Raw genomic sequence first — 14,677 nt, forward strand, 5'->3', positions numbered from 1 at the left:
CTCGCCGCTGGGTCAACCGGTAACGGAACATAAGAAGAACACACACCCCGAGCACGGCCCCTTCAGTAGCCCCAGAACCGGCAGATTAGCCAGAAGATAGGGGAAATAGGACAGATGCAGGCCATAGCTTGTCTCGACCGCTCCCAGCATCACCAGATTGGGCACATTCGCAGGCAGCACCGAAGCCGATAGCTGAAAAGTGCCCAGAGCGGTGGCCAGTGCCAGACCGATCACATAGCCGCTCAGGACCAGCCAGAATGCCGCCGAGACAAAGCCCGAAAAGATGACCGAAGCCGGCGCGACCGAAAACATCATTGCTGCAGCAAAGAAGATCAGCGCCGTCAGATATTCGGGCAGCCTGCCACTGGCCCATAGCAGGATCGTCACCGCCACCAGAATCGTAACCATCGTCCCCGCTCCCCGAATATCCCTCAGGACGGGTGATGGCAGGCGGGCATGTATTGTCAATTTGGTCCCCGCAGTGTTTGCGCCCGGCCATAGCCCCCGGCCTATACGACGCGTGGCAAAGTTTTCGACAAGAGTTTTCGACGCAGGCCCGCGCTTCGCGCTGGATTTGCGCGCCCGCTCGGGGTAATCGACACCCATGACCCAGATCACCATTCCCCGCCCCGATGACTGGCACCTGCATCTGCGCGATGGCGCGATGCTGAAGGCAGTCGCCCCCGAGACCGCCCGCCATTTCGGCCGCGCGATCATCATGCCCAATCTGGTGCCGCCGGTCGTGACCGGCGCTCAGGCCTCTGCTTACCGCGACCGTATCCTGAAGGCTCTGCCCGAAGGCGCGGAGTTCGAGCCGCTGATGGTGCTTTACCTCACCGAGGACACCGACCCGGAGGATGTGGCAGCGGCCCATGCCTCGGGTCTGGTGAAAGCGGTGAAGCTTTACCCCGCGGGCGCCACCACCAATTCGGCCTCGGGTGTGAAGGACTTCGACAAGGTCCGCCCCGTGCTGGAGAAAATGGCCGAGATCGGCCTGCCGCTTTGTGTGCATGGCGAGGTGACCGCGCCCGAGATTGACATCTTCGACCGTGAGGCCGTGTTCATTGACCGTGTCCTTGATCCGGTGCTGCGCGCGGTCAAGGGCCTGCGCGTGGTGATGGAACATGTCACCACCAAGGACGGTGTGGAGTATGTGAAATCGCAGGGCGACGATATGGGTGCCACGATCACCACGCACCATCTGATCATCAACCGCAACCACATCCTCGTGGGCGGGATCAAGCCGCATTACTACTGCCTGCCGGTGGCCAAACGCGAGGTGCACCGCCTTGCGCTGGTCGAGGCTGCAACCTCCGGCAACCCGCATTTCTTCCTCGGCACCGACTCGGCCCCGCATACCGATAACGCCAAGGAAAACCCCTGTGGCTGCGCGGGCTGCTTTACCGCGACCAATACGATGGCGCTTCTGGCCCATATCTTCGAGGCCGAAGGCAAGCTGGAGAAACTTGCGAAATTCGCAAGCGAGAATGGCCCCGCCTTCTACCGCCTGCCGGTGAATGCCGCCACGCTGACGCTGACCAAGACCGATGAGGCCGCCCAATGGCCCGCCAAGATCGCGGTCGAAGACAGCCCCGTGACTGTGTTTGATCCGGGCTTCCCATGCTTCTGGCACGTCCAAGACTGATATCTCCCGCGCCGGTTCTCCGGCGCGGTTTTTCCTAGGAAGGTACTCCACATGATCCCCGCAAGCTTCCCCCCGAAAGAAGAGATCGCCCGCCTGACCGCGCGTATGCTGCTGGAAATCAAGGCCGTGCATTTCAATGCCCGCGAACCCTTCACGCTGGCCTCGGGCCTGCCGTCCCCCACCTATATCGACTGCCGCAAGCTGATCAGCTTCCCGCGTATCCGCTCGACGCTGATGGATTTCATGGCGGTGACCGTGATGCGCGAGGCGGGCTTCGAGGCATTCGACAATGTGGCCGGTGGCGAGACCGCAGGCATTCCCTTCGCCGCGATGGTGGCGGAACGTCTGGCCCTGCCGATGACCTATGTGCGTAAAAAGCCCAAAGGCTATGGCCGCAATGCCCGTATCGAGGGCGCGATGTCCGAAGGCGAGCGCGTGCTCTTGATCGAGGATCTGACCACGGATGGCGGCTCGAAACTGTCCTTCGTGGATGCGATCCGCGAGACGGGCGCGACCTGCGGCCACACTTCGGTGATCTTCTACTACGGCATCTTCGACGAGACGATCCCGAACCTGCGCGAACATGGCGTCGAACTCTCCTATCTGTGCACCTGGTGGGACGTTCTGGCCGAGGCGCGCGCGCAGGGCGCCTTTGACGCCGAGACGCTGGATGAGGTCGAGGCCTTCCTCAAAGCGCCGCGCGCGTGGCAGGATGCCAATAAAAAAGACTGACCTTGGTCAGCGACAAGGGTCGCGCCAAGATTTCTGTGGATAAGCCTGTGGGCGGGTCGGTGCGCAAAATGTGCACAAGCCCGCCCGCTTGCATTTTCCTTAGCCTCTTTACGCCGGATATGGTAGAAACGCCGCAATCCACCACAAAACCCGCCCCCGCAAGGGACGCCCGCAGGGCACGCTCCCCCAGTGTTTTCCACATTGAGTTACGCGGGCGAGATAAGGTAAGAGACCCCCTCACGGGTATCGAGGCATTGAGATGAACGAGATCAGCGCAGTCCGTAACGATCAGATCGACCAGAATGGCGCGCAGGACGCCGATCCGGTTCCGCATAATATCGAGGCGGAACAACAGCTTCTGGGCGCAATCCTGACCAATAACGATATCTACGACCGTATCGCCCAAGTGGTGAAGGCCGATCATTTCTACGAACCCGTCCACCGCCGCATCTATGAGACCGCCGTGGCGCGCATCCAGAAGAACGCGCTGGCCTCTCCGGTCACGTTGAAGGGCTATCTGGAAGACGACAGCGGGCTGAAGGAACTGGGCGGTCCGGCCTATCTGGCGCGTCTGGCAGGGGCTGCGATCTCGGCCTATGCGGCGCGCGATTATGCGCAGATGATCCATGATCTGGCGCTACGGCGCGAGCTGATCAATGTGGGGCGCGAACTGTCCGCCAGCGCCTCGAAGCTGGATGTAGGGCAAGAGGCCGAACAGCTGATCGTGCAGACCGAGGGCGCGCTTTACAAGCTGGCCGAGTCGGGCACTGCCGAGAAAGGCTTTGTCTCCTTCCTCAAGGCCGTGACCGAGGCCGTGCAATCGGCCAATGCCGCCTATCAACGCGAGGGCGGCCTTGCGGGGATTTCCACCGGCCTGCGCGATCTGGACAAGAAGATGGGTGGTCTGCATCCGTCCGACCTTATCATCCTTGCCGGGCGCCCCTCGATGGGGAAGACCTCGCTTGCCACCAATATCGCCTTCAACATCGCCAAAGCCTATAAGCGCGGGCAGAAACATGACGGCACCGAAGGCGCCATCGAGGGCGGCTGCGTGGGCTTTTTCAGCCTCGAGATGTCGGCCGAACAGCTGGCCGCCCGTATCCTGTCGGAAGCCGCCGAAGTGCCCTCCGAGCAGATCCGCCGTGGCGATATGTCCGAACAGGAATTCCGCCGTTTTGTGGAGGCCGCGAAATCGCTGGAGACCTGCCCGCTTTATATCGATGACACCCCCGCCCTGCCGATTGCGCAGGTCGCCGCCCGTTGCCGCCGCCTGAAGCGGACACATGGGCTTGATGTGGTGATTGTCGACTACCTGCAACTTCTGCGCGGCTCGGGGCGTGGCGATAACCGCGTGCAGGAAATCGGCGAGATCTCTATGGGGCTCAAGGCGATTGCCAAAGAGCTCAACATCCCCGTGATCGCGCTCTCGCAGCTCAGCCGGACGGTGGAAAGCCGTGACGACAAACGCCCGCAGCTCTCGGATCTGCGGGAATCGGGCTCGATCGAACAGGACGCCGATGTGGTGATGTTCGTCTATCGTGACGAATATTATAAAGAACGCGAGAAACCCGGCGATCACGAGCTGGAAAAGATGGCCGCTTGGCAACAGCTTATGGAACAGGTCCACGGCAAGGCCGAGATCATCTTGGGCAAGCAGCGCCACGGGCCGATCGGCTCGGTCGAGGTCGCCTTCGAGGGCCGCTTCACGCGCTTCTCGGATCTGGCCAAGGCATGGCAGGGCGACGGCGCGGACGGGTTCTGATTCGGCACCGCCCCGCCTCCCTCCTGCAAGGGCGAAGATCGCTCGAATTTTCTTCGCCCATACCATCCGATCCCCTCAACTTTCTCGCGCAATACTCGCAAATGGGCGCAAATCCTTCGGCAAACAGGCAAGGATGCGGTTAGTTCTTGACGAACCCCGCAGAAAGGCGAAGACATTCGCCTATGGCAAGCTCACTTCTTCACATCGACCTCGACGCCATCGCCTCCAACTGGAAGGCTCTGGACGCCAAATCCGGCCCCGCGACGCAGACTGCCGCCGTGGTGAAAGCCGATTCCTACGGATTGGGGGCGGACCGTGTGGCCCGCACCTTGTTGCGCCAAGGCGCAAAGACCTTCTTCGTGGCCTTGGCCGAGGAAGGCGCGAAACTGCGCCAAGCGATTGGCGACGGGCCGGAAATCTTCATCCTGTCCGGCCATATGGCAGGCGACTGCGACATGATCGCCGATCTCGACCTGACACCGGTGCTGAATTCGCCCGAACAGGTCAAACGCCATATGGACGTGCTGCCCGAAGCCACCTTCGGCATCCAGCTCGACACCGGCATGAACCGCCTTGGTCTGGAAGATGCCGACTGGCGGGCCCTGGCGCCGAGCCTTCTGGAAAAATCGCCCAGCCTGATCATGAGCCACCTCGCCTGCTCGGACGAACCCCATACCGGCATGAATGAACGCCAGCTGGCGGAATTCACCCGCATGACCGATGGCACCGGCCTGCGCCGCTCGCTTTCGGCCACGGGCGGGCTGCTCTATGGCAAAGACTACCATTTCGACCTCGTGCGCCCCGGCATCGGTCTTTACGGCGGACGGCCCTATACCGACGCCACGCCGGTGGTCACGCTCTCGCTCCCCGTCATCCAGACGCGGATCGTCGAGGCGGGCGAAACGGTGGGCTATGGCAATACATGGCAGGCTGAACGCCGCAGCCATGTGGCCACGGTCTCGGCAGGCTATGCCGATGGCATCAGCCGTCGCCTGTCCAATAACGCCACCCTGTGGGCCGGAGACACCGCCTGCCCGCTGATCGGGCGTGTCTCGATGGACCTGATCACCGTCGATATCACCGATCTCGATGGCACCCCCGAGGAGATGGATCTGCTCAATGCCCATCAGGGCGTCGATGCGCTGGCCGACCTGATCGGCACCATCGGCTACGAGGTCCTCACCTCGCTCGGGGCCCGCTATCAGCGCCGCTATAGCGAAACGCTCGGCTAATGCACAACCGATAGGCGCAAGGCTCTGATCTTGCGCCTAATTACAGGCGTAGCCCCCTTGTCCTGGGCGTTGCCGCCCTTGCGCTCACTGAAAATTTACCCCATGTTTCCCTTGGGTGAAAAGGCGCGCTTATGGTGGCGCAGAGCGGTGGCAGGGGTATCCGATGGCGTCACAAAATCCAAAATCCGCACAGCGCGGAACCGTTCCGGAAATGGCGGAAGCAAACCATCTGCGCCGCCTCGCCAGAAGCCGCAGCGATCTGGCCGATATGGTCAACACCACGATCTCGGGGCTGGTCCTGCTTCTGGCCTTCTGCGCCCTTGGCCAGTTTCTCGGCTCGGCCCTCGGATTTCTGCCTTGGCTGCATGTGCCCGCACAGTTCGGGCAATCCCAAATCGGACACCCCCAACTCGGGCAGGCCGCAGTCACGGATATCGGCCCGTGGTTACAGGCAGGCTTTGCCGCATTGGTCCTGCTTCTGGCTCTCTATCTGCCCGCACATAACCGCGTCAGCAGATTGGAACGCTCGCATCGCAATTTCCATATCGGCATGCAGGATGTGGCCCATGCCTACCGCCTTGCCCACGAAGCCGACCGCGCCGGTGCCTTCACCCTCTCAGGGGAATTCGACACCATGCGCGAACGGATCACATGGCTGCGCCAGCACCCCGACCTGCCCGGCCTCGAACCGGAACTGCTGGAACTTGCCGCCCAGATGAGCCTGCAATCGCGCGATCTTGCGCGCATCTACAGCGATGCGAACGTCGCCCGCGCCCGCGATACGCTCAAGGCCCGCCAGCAGGAAACCGACAGGCTGGCCCAGCAGATCGGACTGGCGCGCAAAACCTGCGACGAGATCGGCCACTGGCTGAGCGAGGTCGAGGCGGAAGAGCGCCGCGTCACCCGCGAGTTCCAACTCCTCGAACGCGATCTCGCCGCCATTCTGCCGGCGCTGGGATACGAACTGGAAGAACAACTGCCCAACGTCGCCCCCAAACGCCCCCAGAGCAGCACGAAAGACAGCTCGAATGTCGTAGCCCTGCCCAAACCCGCCGAACTTTCGCCCCGCCCCGATCGCGGCTAGGCCTCCAGCTGCCCCAAATATCCCGGGGTGAATTGGAGCCACAGGCTCCAAGAGGGGCAGCGCCCCTTTCCCCTTGATGTTCGCCCTGTGTTCCGCATATTTACTCTATGGCAAAGAACATCCTCTCCTATACCTGCACCGCCTGTGGCGCCGTCCATCGCAAATGGAACGGCAAATGTGATGCCTGCGGCGAATGGAACACCCTCATCGAAGAGGCCCCGCTTTCGGCAGGCCCCAAGGGCAAAACCCTCGGCTCTACCAAAGGCCGCGTGATCGGGTTGACCACCCTAGCCGATGAAGAGGCCCCGCCGCCGCGTACCTGTTCCGGCTTGGCCGAATTCGACCGCGTGCTGGGCGGCGGCCTCGTGCCCGGCTCGGCCATTCTGGTGGGCGGTGATCCCGGCATCGGGAAATCCACGCTGCTGTTGCAGGCGGTGGCGCGCTTTGCCCAGACCGGCCTCAAATGCCTCTATATCTCGGGCGAGGAAGCCTCTAGCCAGGTCCGCATGCGCGCCCAGCGTCTGGGGCTGGCCGATGCGCCGGTGCGGCTGGGGGCGGAGACCAACCTGCGCGACATCCTCACCACGATGGAGACCGAATCCCCCGATCTGGTGATCATCGATTCGATCCAGACCATGTGGGCCGATAATGTCGAATCGGCTCCAGGCTCGGTCAGCCAGGTCCGTGCCGCCTGTCACGAGCTTGTCAGCTTTGCCAAGAAACGCGCCTGTTCGGTCATTCTGGTGGGCCATGTCACCAAGGAAGGCCAGATCGCAGGCCCGCGCGTGGTCGAGCATATGGTCGATACGGTCCTCTATTTCGAGGGCGAGCGCGGGCATCAGTTCCGCATCCTGCGCGCGGTGAAAAACCGCTTTGGCCCTGCCGCCGAGATCGGTGTCTTCGAGATGACCGGTGGCGGTCTGGCCGAGGTCACCAACCCCTCGGCGCTCTTCCTGTCCGAACGCGGCCAAGCCGCCCCCGGATCGGCGGTTTTTGCAGGGATAGAAGGCACAAGGCCCGTCTTGACCGAGATTCAGGCCCTTGTCGCCCCCTCTACCCTGGCCAGCCCGCGCCGCACGGTGGTGGGGCTTGATAGTGGCCGGATCTCGACCATTATCGCGGTGCTCGAAAGCCGCTGCGGCATCCCCTTCACGGGCCTTGATGTCTTTCTCAATGTCGCAGGCGGCATGAAGGTCACCGAACCTGCCGCCGATCTGGCCGCCGCCGCCGCCCTTCTGAGTGCCCGCGAAGACACAGCCCTGCCCGCGGATATGGTGATTTTTGGCGAAATCAGCCTGTCTGCGGCGCTGCGTCCGGTGGGTCAGGCGGAAAACAGGTTGAAAGAGGCGGCAAAACTTGGTTTCTCACAAGCCATTGCTCCTTCCGGCACGAAAACCGAAGGGGGCGACGGGATCGCCCTGAGGAAACTCCCCGATCTCGTGACATTTGTCGGAGACATGTTCGGCGCCGGTTGACGCCCGGGCGAGACTGAAGGACGTAAAAACGTATGGACGGGTTTACCATCGTCGACGCCATCGTGGCGGTTATCATCATCCTGTCGGCCATTCTGGCCTATAGCCGTGGCTTCGTGCGCGAGGCGCTGGCCATCCTCGGCTGGATTGCTGCCGCCGTGCTGGCCTATATCTTTGCCGATGCGGCCCGCCCGCTGATCGCGCAGATCCCCATGCTGGACAAGTTTCTGGCCGGAAGCTGCGAATTGGCGACCATTGGCGGTTTCGCAGCGGTCTTTGCCATCGCGCTGATCGTGATGAGCTTCATCACCCCCCTCTTTGCCTCGGCCGTACAGCGCTCGGCGCTTGGCGGGCTGGATCAGGGTCTGGGTTTCCTCTTCGGCGTCCTGCGCGGGATCGTGCTCGTGGCGGTGGCCTTCGTGGTCTATGATCGCGTCATGGTCAATGAGGCGATGCCGGTGATCGACGATTCGCGTTCGGCGAAAGTGTTCTCGCGCATGTCGGGCCAGATGGACGAATCGATGCCGCAGGATGCGCCGGGCTGGATCACCGCACGCTATGAGCAGCTTGTTTCAACCTGCCCCGCACCGGTCGAGGCCCCTTCCGAGACCACGATCGAGCAATAATCCCCCGATATGCGGCGCTTGAAGCCGCGTTCGGCAGGAAAATCATGACAGGCTTGTAAAGCTTTATCGAACGGGAGGGGTTAACACCCTTCCCGTTTCGCATTATATGGCCCTCAACCCTCCCAGATCCCGAGCCCGGAGCCAGTTTCCATGAATGATCTGCCCCAGCATTTCCTTTCCCATCCTTTTGACGATGACAAGCTGAAGGAAGAATGCGGCGTCTTTGGCGTTGTCGGCGTGAAAGACGCTGCCAACTTTGTGGCTCTTGGCCTGCATGCGCTTCAGCACCGCGGTCAGGAAGCAGGCGGCATCGTCGCCCATGACCCCGAACACGGGTTCAACTCGGCCCACCGCTTCGGCTATGTGCGCGACAATTTCACCAAAGCCTCGCTGATGGAAACGCTGCCCGGCCCGATCGCCATCGGCCATGTGCGCTATTCCACCGCTGGCAAGAAAGGCGCTGTCATCCGTGACATCCAGCCCTTCTTCGGGGAATTCTCGCTGGGTGGTGCGGCGGTGGCCCATAACGGCAACCTCACCAATGCCGACCAGCTGCGCCGCGAGCTGATCGAGATGGGCGCGATCTTCCAGTCCAGCTCGGATTCGGAGTGCATCATCCACCTGATGGCGCGGTCGATCCAGAAGCGCCATGCCGACCGTATCGCCGACGCGCTGCGCCGCGTCGAGGGTGCTTTCTCGGTGGTCGCCATGACCCGCACCAAACTGATCGGTGTGCGTGATCCCTTGGGCGTGCGCCCGCTGGTTCTGGGCCGCCTTGGCGATAACGGCTTTGCGCTGTCTTCCGAGACCTGCGGCCTCGATATCATCGGCGCCGAATTCGTCCGCGAGATCGAACCGGGCGAGATGGTGGTGATCGAGAACGGGCTGGTAAAATCCTCCCGCCCGTTTGCGCCTGCCAAATCGCGCTTCTGTATCTTCGAGCATGTCTATTTCTCGCGCCCCGACAGCCAGTATGGCGGCCGCTCGGTCTATGAGACCCGCCGCCAGATCGGCGTCGAACTGGCACGCGAGGCTCCTGTGGAGGCCGATCTTGTGTGCCCCGTGCCGGATTCGGGCACGCCCGCGGCGATCGGCTTCAGTCAGGAATCGGGCATTCCCTTCGCATTGGGCATCACCCGCAACCAGTATATGGGCCGGACCTTCATCGAACCGACCGAGCAGATCCGCAATATGGGTGTGCGCCTGAAGCTCAACGTCAACAAGGCGCTGATCAAGGGCAAGCGCGTCATTCTGGTGGATGACTCGGTCGTGCGCGGCACCACCTCGCGCAAAATCAAGGACATGATCCTTGATGCCGGTGCGAAGGAAGTGCATTTCCGCATCGCCTCCCCGCCCACCGCATGGCCGTGCTTCTACGGTGTGGATACGCCCGACCGCTCCAAGCTGCTGGCCGCCAAGATGTCGGAAGACGAGATGCGCGACTGGATCGGTGTGGACAGCCTGAAATTCATCTCGCTCGACGGTCTTTACCGTGCCGCGGGCGAAGCCGAAGGCCGCAACAAAGAGAACCCGCAATATTGCGATGCCTGCTTCTCGGGCGAATATCCGATCTCTCCGGCAGACCAGCTGGCCAAAGGGTTCCGGATGAAAACCGCAGCAGAATAAGCTTCGATAAAATTGCACGGGAATGGCGCCTTTGAAACAGGCGCCATTTTTGCATTCGCGGCAAGGATTAACGGCTTATGCACAGATCACGCATAAGTTGGATGGGACAGTGCTCTTTTTCGCAATCATGGATGCCGAGATGCCCAATAAGACAATCCCTGCAAAGACCTTTCTGGATCTTCATGCAACCGCTATGGCTCTGAAAGAAATCGCAAATGGCGACGAACATCTGATCATTGATCCGCGTACGAAGGTGGAACTCTCGATGCTGTCCTCCGCGCCGCTGGGGCTGCGGCTGGTGGCGCATAAAGAAGACGATCTGAAGATCATCGCACTCAAGCTGATCATCACCGAAATCAACGAGCCATGCGCAAGCTGCACCATGCATACCGCCTCCGACAAGCCGGTCGAGATCGAGACGCGCGGCAGCACGCCCGATGTGCAGAAAGCGGCAGAGGATCTGATGCTGCGCGAGGTGGAGCGGCTGCAGGGCGTGCTGAAGATCCTCAAAACCAAAGGCATCGAGAACTGGGGCCGCGGGTTCTTCGGCAATACGCAATCGCAAAAACCGCGGGAACGGGACCAGATCATCCTTGATCTCGCCCGCTAGACCCTGCATCGGCCCAAGGAAGCAGGCCGCCCCTCCGGCGGCCTTGCGACGCAGAAGGCAGCTCCGCGCTACTCTCGCTGGGCCTTGCATTGGCTCAGCACCCTCTCGCCCCTGTCATCCTGCCACGCCAGAAAGGCCTCGGACCCTTTGGTGTGCCAGACATAACCACGTTCCAGCGCATAGCGTGCACCAGAGCCGGTGGGACCGGAGGGCAGAACGACCTGATGCCCTTCCGCCCAGAGCACCACCAGCGGCGGAGCAACGGTGTTGACATAGACCGCCGAAATTTCGGACTGCCGGTCACAATGGTAGCGCACAGGCTGCGGCAGATCCTCGGCTTTGGCTGCAACCGCCAGAAGCCCGAACGCGGCACAGGCTGCAACGCCCTTCCCGCCCCGAACGACAGCCGCTTGCACGGTCACAGAACGTCTTCGATATTATCGGCCAAGGCCTCGGCACGGGCGGCAATCTCGGCCAGCGCCTCGGACATCTCCGGTGGCAAAACCGGCACCTCGACCTGAGTCACATTGGCGCGCGCCTCGGCCAGTTCGGCCTGAAGCTTGGTCATCTCGACACGCATCGCGGCAATCTCGTCCTCGACAGCCGCCGTCCGGTCCGCCAGCATCAACCCCGACATCAGCAGCATTTTCACTTCGGGAATGCGCCCGATCTGCCCGATCAGCACGCTGGCCTCGCGATCAAGCATACCTGCTGCCGAACGCAGATAGGCTTCCTCGCCATTCTGGCAGGCGACTTCAAAATCGCGCCCACCGATTGTGACCGTGACTTCAGCCATCCTGTTTCTCCTCGCTCGCCTCGTCGTGATCGCCCAAGGGCCTATCGCCCGCCGCCTCTTCGCGCAGAACACTGTCACGCGCGGCCAGAAGCGGCTCGATCCCGCCGATAATCTCGTCCAGCGCCGCCCGCTCCGCCGCGCGGGCCGCTCTCAGCGCCTCGACCTCGGCCCGTAGCGCCTCATTGATCTGCACCTGCGCCATCCGCCCGCCGGCATCGATCAAGCCACGATTGGCCGCGATCAGGTCGGTATTGGCCGCCTGCAATCGCTCGATCTCGGACAGGGCCTGTGTCAGTGCGCGCGCACGCTGCCCCAGCCGCTTCTCCAATGCGGAAAGCGCGGCTTCGCGTTCAGCGGCGGCCATTTCAACCTGCGTCTGCAGATCGGCCACCTCTTCACGTGCCAGATTAAGATCATCCGTTAACGATTTGTTTTCATTTTTCAAATGATCGACATCGGCAAGTGTCACCGCTTCTGCCGGGGCCAAGGGCAAAGCGGCTTCGGCTTCGGCTTCGGCTTGGGACCGCATGCTCGCCAGATCGGCCCGTGCGGCATCACGCCCGTTAACCAGTGTCTCGACACTCTTGGCCACACGGGCCAAAGCAAAGGCAAGCCTGCGTTCATATTGCGAAAAATCGGCCGCCTCATCCGTCATCGTGTCACATCCCCGCTGTAGCGCGCCTGTCGTCATCCCGCTATCTGGGCATAAATCGGCAGACATATCAAATCCCGCGCGACAACGAATCGTGCCGCCCGGTGTTAAGTGACAGTTTAGCCCATCAGGTCAAGACTTTCCCAGAGCCCGCACCAAACCCATGCCAGTTCCCGCATGCTAGCGCGATCAGCAACTTGGCGCCCGTTCTTTGCACAAAGACTAAAACGGCCATTCCGCAGACTTGATATTCGGCCCATCCCTGCTATCAGGGGCCGAACGAATGCCCAAAAGTTGCCGTATGAGGATCCCGCCCATGGATATCGCCACGCTTCGTGAACAGCACCCCGATCACTGGAAACTGGCCTCGGCCATCCGCGCGCTTACGATGGATGCCGTGCAAAAAGCCAATTCCGGTCACCCCGGCATGCCGATGGGCATGGCCGATGTGGCGACCGTGCTGTTTCAGAAGCACCTGAAATTCGACGCCAAAGCCCCGAAATGGTTTGACCGCGACCGGTTCATCCTGTCGGCAGGTCATGGCTCGATGCTGATCTACTCGCTGCTCTATCTTTGCGGCGATGCGCAGGTGACCCTGGACCAGATCAAGAATTTCCGCCAGAAAGGCGCATTGACAGCAGGTCACCCCGAGAACTTCCTGCTGGATGCGGTTGAAACCACCACCGGCCCGCTGGGTCAGGGGATCTCCACCGCTGTCGGCATGGCGATTGCCGAAGAAAGCCTGCGCGCGCGTTTCGGCAAGAAGGTCTTTGACCACAAGACCTATGTGATCGCCGGCGACGGCTGCCTGATGGAAGGCATCAGCCATGAAGCCATCGGTTTGGCCGGTATGCAGAAGCTGAAGAACCTTGTTGTTCTGTGGGACAATAACAACATCACCATTGATGGCCGCGTCGACAAGGCCTGCATCACCGACCAGCGCATGCGCTTCAAGGCGGCGGGCTGGAAAGTCCTGCATTGCGACGGTCATGATCCGGCCGATATCGACCGCGCCCTGACCGAAGCCCAGAAATCCAACGCGCCGGTCTTCATCGACTGCAAGACCATCATCGGTTTCGGCTCGCCCAACAAGGCTGACAGCTACTCCGTGCACGGCTCGCCGCTGGGCGATGCCGAGATCGAGGCCACCAAGAAGATCTATGGCTGGGATCACGGCCCCTTCGATATTCCGGCGGATATCAAGGCGACCTGGGAAGAGATCGGGGCACGTGGCGCGGCAGCGCGCGGCGAGTGGGAAGAGCGTTTCGGCGGTCTTTCGGCCTCCAAACAGGCGGAAATCACCCGCATGATGACGGGCGAGGTTTCCAAGAAGCTTGCCGCAGCCGTCCGCAAGTTCAAGAAAGAGCAATCCGAAGCGGCGCCGAAAGTGGCCACCCGCAAGGCGTCGGAAATGGTGCTGGGCGCGATCAACCCCGCGGTGCCGGAAACCATCGGCGGCTCGGCGGACCTCACCGGGTCGAACCTGACCAAAACCGCGGATCTGGGCGTTTTCGAGCCCGAGAACCGCAAGGGCCGTTACGTGCATTACGGCATCCGTGAACACGGGATGGCGGCGGCGATGAACGGGTTGTGGCTGCATGGCGGCGTGCGCCCCTATGGCGGCACCTTCTTCTGCTTCACCGATTACGCCCGTGGCGCGATGCGTCTGTCGGCGCTGATGAAGGTTCCGGCGGTCTATGTCATGACCCATGACTCGATCGGTCTGGGCGAAGACGGTCCGACCCACCAGCCGGTGGAGCATCTGGCGATCTGCCGCGCGACCCCCAACACCTGGACGTTCCGTCCGGCGGATGTGATCGAGACGGCAGAAGCCTGGGAGCTGGCGCTGACCACCGAGGAAACGCCTTCGGTGATCGCGCTCTCGCGTCAGAACCTGCCCACGCTGCGCACCAAGCACAGCACGCAGAACATGGTCGCCAAAGGGGCCTATGTGATCGAGGAAGCCGAAGGCAAGCGTCAGGCGATCCTGATGGCGACCGGCTCGGAAGTCGAGATCGCGCTGAAAGCCCGCGAGATCCTGCAGGCCCAAGCCATCGGCACCCGCGTTGTGTCGGTGCCCTGTATGGAACTGTTTGACGCGCAGGACGAAGCCTATCGCCGCCGCATCCTGCCCGCAGGGGCCGTGCGCGTGGCCGTCGAAGCCGCGATCCGTCAACCGTGGGACAAATACCTCTTGGGCGAGCGTGGCCGCGAAACCAAGGCGGGCTTTGTCGGTATGGACGGCTTCGGCTCCTCGGCCCCCGCGCCCGAGCTTTATGCCAAATACGGGATCACCCCCGAGGCGATCGCCGAAAAGGTCAAATCCCTTCTGTGACCACGCTCAGGGATCAGAACCAAGAGGGGGCCGCACCGGCCCCCTCTTCCGTTGCGGCGGGTGGCGGGGCCGGCTCTGCAAGAGCAGGCCGCGTCGCACCACGCG

At 62.0% G+C, this 14,677-nt stretch carries 14 protein-coding genes; 10 read left to right on the forward strand and 4 right to left on the reverse strand.

All coding sequences use genetic code 11. The features are described from left to right. Window positions 1-12 precede the first annotated feature (12 nt). Entirely contained in the window at window positions 13-408 is a 396-nt protein-coding gene (locus RPE78_RS00410) for a hypothetical protein (protein WP_406720931.1), read from the reverse strand. A 196-nt stretch (window positions 409-604) separates the two neighbouring features. Here RPE78_RS00410 and pyrC point away from each other — a divergent pair, with 196 nt between their 5' ends. The 9 genes from pyrC to RPE78_RS00455 all read left to right on the forward strand — a co-directional run bounded on the left by pyrC (window position 605) and on the right by RPE78_RS00455 (window position 10,789). Further along, window positions 605-1,645, forward strand: coding sequence for a dihydroorotase (gene pyrC, locus RPE78_RS00415; RefSeq protein WP_406720932.1), 1,041 nt, complete (start codon window positions 605-607; stop codon window positions 1,643-1,645). A gap of 51 nt (window positions 1,646-1,696) precedes the next feature. After that, window positions 1,697-2,377: an orotate phosphoribosyltransferase gene (locus RPE78_RS00420; RefSeq protein ID WP_339107553.1), complete on the forward strand. Its 681-nt coding sequence runs from the start codon at window positions 1,697-1,699 to the stop codon at window positions 2,375-2,377. Between the two features lie 259 nt (window positions 2,378-2,636). Continuing rightward, window positions 2,637-4,139, forward strand: a complete 1,503-nt coding sequence (locus tag RPE78_RS00425; protein ID WP_339107554.1) for a replicative DNA helicase — start codon at window positions 2,637-2,639, stop codon at window positions 4,137-4,139. Window positions 4,140-4,321: 182 nt separating this feature from the next. Next, window positions 4,322-5,371 carry an alanine racemase gene (alr, locus tag RPE78_RS00430; protein WP_339107555.1) on the forward strand — a complete coding sequence of 350 codons (1,050 nt, stop codon included), beginning with the start codon at window positions 4,322-4,324 and terminating at the stop codon, window positions 5,369-5,371. Window positions 5,372-5,534: 163 nt separating this feature from the next. Beyond that, the gene (locus RPE78_RS00435; RefSeq protein WP_406720933.1) at window positions 5,535-6,455 is read left to right on the forward strand and encodes a DNA repair protein; all 921 of its coding nucleotides are present in this window, start codon (window positions 5,535-5,537) and stop codon (window positions 6,453-6,455) included. Window positions 6,456-6,562: 107 nt separating this feature from the next. Further along, window positions 6,563-7,930, forward strand: a complete 1,368-nt coding sequence (gene radA / locus RPE78_RS00440; protein WP_406720934.1) for a DNA repair protein RadA — start codon at window positions 6,563-6,565, stop codon at window positions 7,928-7,930. A 32-nt stretch (window positions 7,931-7,962) separates the two neighbouring features. Further along, on the forward strand, window positions 7,963-8,553 hold the full coding sequence (locus RPE78_RS00445; protein ID WP_339107558.1) for a CvpA family protein: 591 nt from the start codon (window positions 7,963-7,965) through the stop codon (window positions 8,551-8,553). A 150-nt stretch (window positions 8,554-8,703) separates the two neighbouring features. Further along, on the forward strand, window positions 8,704-10,179 hold the full coding sequence (purF, locus tag RPE78_RS00450; RefSeq protein ID WP_339107559.1) for an amidophosphoribosyltransferase: 1,476 nt from the start codon (window positions 8,704-8,706) through the stop codon (window positions 10,177-10,179). A 139-nt stretch (window positions 10,180-10,318) separates the two neighbouring features. Continuing rightward, complete coding sequence (locus RPE78_RS00455; RefSeq protein ID WP_339107560.1) at window positions 10,319-10,789, forward strand: hypothetical protein; 471 nt, start codon at window positions 10,319-10,321, stop codon at window positions 10,787-10,789. Between the two features lie 68 nt (window positions 10,790-10,857). Here RPE78_RS00455 and RPE78_RS00460 read toward each other — a convergent pair whose 3' ends face one another. Genes RPE78_RS00460 through RPE78_RS00470 form a run of 3 tightly spaced genes read right to left on the reverse strand, consistent with a single transcriptional unit; the run spans window position 10,858 to window position 12,306 of the window. Continuing rightward, window positions 10,858-11,211, reverse strand: a complete 354-nt coding sequence (locus RPE78_RS00460) for an MliC family protein (protein WP_339107561.1) — start codon at window positions 11,209-11,211, stop codon at window positions 10,858-10,860. Next, window positions 11,208-11,585: a cell division protein ZapA gene (locus RPE78_RS00465; protein ID WP_339107562.1), complete on the reverse strand. Its 378-nt coding sequence runs from the start codon at window positions 11,583-11,585 to the stop codon at window positions 11,208-11,210. The genes RPE78_RS00460 and RPE78_RS00465 overlap by 4 nt, the downstream gene beginning before the upstream one ends. Beyond that, window positions 11,578-12,306, reverse strand: a complete 729-nt coding sequence (locus RPE78_RS00470) for a hypothetical protein (RefSeq protein ID WP_406720935.1) — start codon at window positions 12,304-12,306, stop codon at window positions 11,578-11,580. The genes RPE78_RS00465 and RPE78_RS00470 overlap by 8 nt, the downstream gene beginning before the upstream one ends. 247 nt (window positions 12,307-12,553) lie before the next feature. Here RPE78_RS00470 and tkt point away from each other — a divergent pair, with 247 nt between their 5' ends. After that, window positions 12,554-14,572, forward strand: coding sequence for a transketolase (gene tkt / locus RPE78_RS00475; protein WP_339107564.1), 2,019 nt, complete (start codon window positions 12,554-12,556; stop codon window positions 14,570-14,572). The last annotated feature ends 105 nt before the right edge of the window (window positions 14,573-14,677 follow it).

It is taken from the genome of Thioclava litoralis (genome assembly GCF_045278885.1).
GTDB classification, from domain to species: domain Bacteria; phylum Pseudomonadota; class Alphaproteobacteria; order Rhodobacterales; family Rhodobacteraceae; genus Thioclava; species Thioclava litoralis.

What these genes read in the sequence shown, in the direction of transcription:
- RPE78_RS00410 (WP_406720931.1), bottom strand. Translation starts at nt 408, where the DNA reads ATGGTTACGATTCTGGTGGCGGTGACGATCCTGCTATGGGCCAGTGGC.
- pyrC (WP_406720932.1), top strand. Translation starts at nt 605, where the DNA reads ATGACCCAGATCACCATTCCCCGCCCCGATGACTGGCACCTGCATCTG.
- RPE78_RS00420 (WP_339107553.1), top strand. Translation starts at nt 1,697, where the DNA reads ATGATCCCCGCAAGCTTCCCCCCGAAAGAAGAGATCGCCCGCCTGACC.
- RPE78_RS00425 (WP_339107554.1), top strand. Translation starts at nt 2,637, where the DNA reads ATGAACGAGATCAGCGCAGTCCGTAACGATCAGATCGACCAGAATGGC.
- alr (WP_339107555.1), top strand. Translation starts at nt 4,322, where the DNA reads ATGGCAAGCTCACTTCTTCACATCGACCTCGACGCCATCGCCTCCAAC.
- RPE78_RS00435 (WP_406720933.1), top strand. Translation starts at nt 5,535, where the DNA reads ATGGCGTCACAAAATCCAAAATCCGCACAGCGCGGAACCGTTCCGGAA.
- radA (WP_406720934.1), top strand. Translation starts at nt 6,563, where the DNA reads ATGGCAAAGAACATCCTCTCCTATACCTGCACCGCCTGTGGCGCCGTC.
- RPE78_RS00445 (WP_339107558.1), top strand. Translation starts at nt 7,963, where the DNA reads ATGGACGGGTTTACCATCGTCGACGCCATCGTGGCGGTTATCATCATC.
- purF (WP_339107559.1), top strand. Translation starts at nt 8,704, where the DNA reads ATGAATGATCTGCCCCAGCATTTCCTTTCCCATCCTTTTGACGATGAC.
- RPE78_RS00455 (WP_339107560.1), top strand. Translation starts at nt 10,319, where the DNA reads ATGCCCAATAAGACAATCCCTGCAAAGACCTTTCTGGATCTTCATGCA.
- RPE78_RS00465 (WP_339107562.1), bottom strand. Translation starts at nt 11,585, where the DNA reads ATGGCTGAAGTCACGGTCACAATCGGTGGGCGCGATTTTGAAGTCGCC.
- RPE78_RS00470 (WP_406720935.1), bottom strand. Translation starts at nt 12,306, where the DNA reads ATGTCTGCCGATTTATGCCCAGATAGCGGGATGACGACAGGCGCGCTA.
- tkt (WP_339107564.1), top strand. Translation starts at nt 12,554, where the DNA reads ATGGATATCGCCACGCTTCGTGAACAGCACCCCGATCACTGGAAACTG.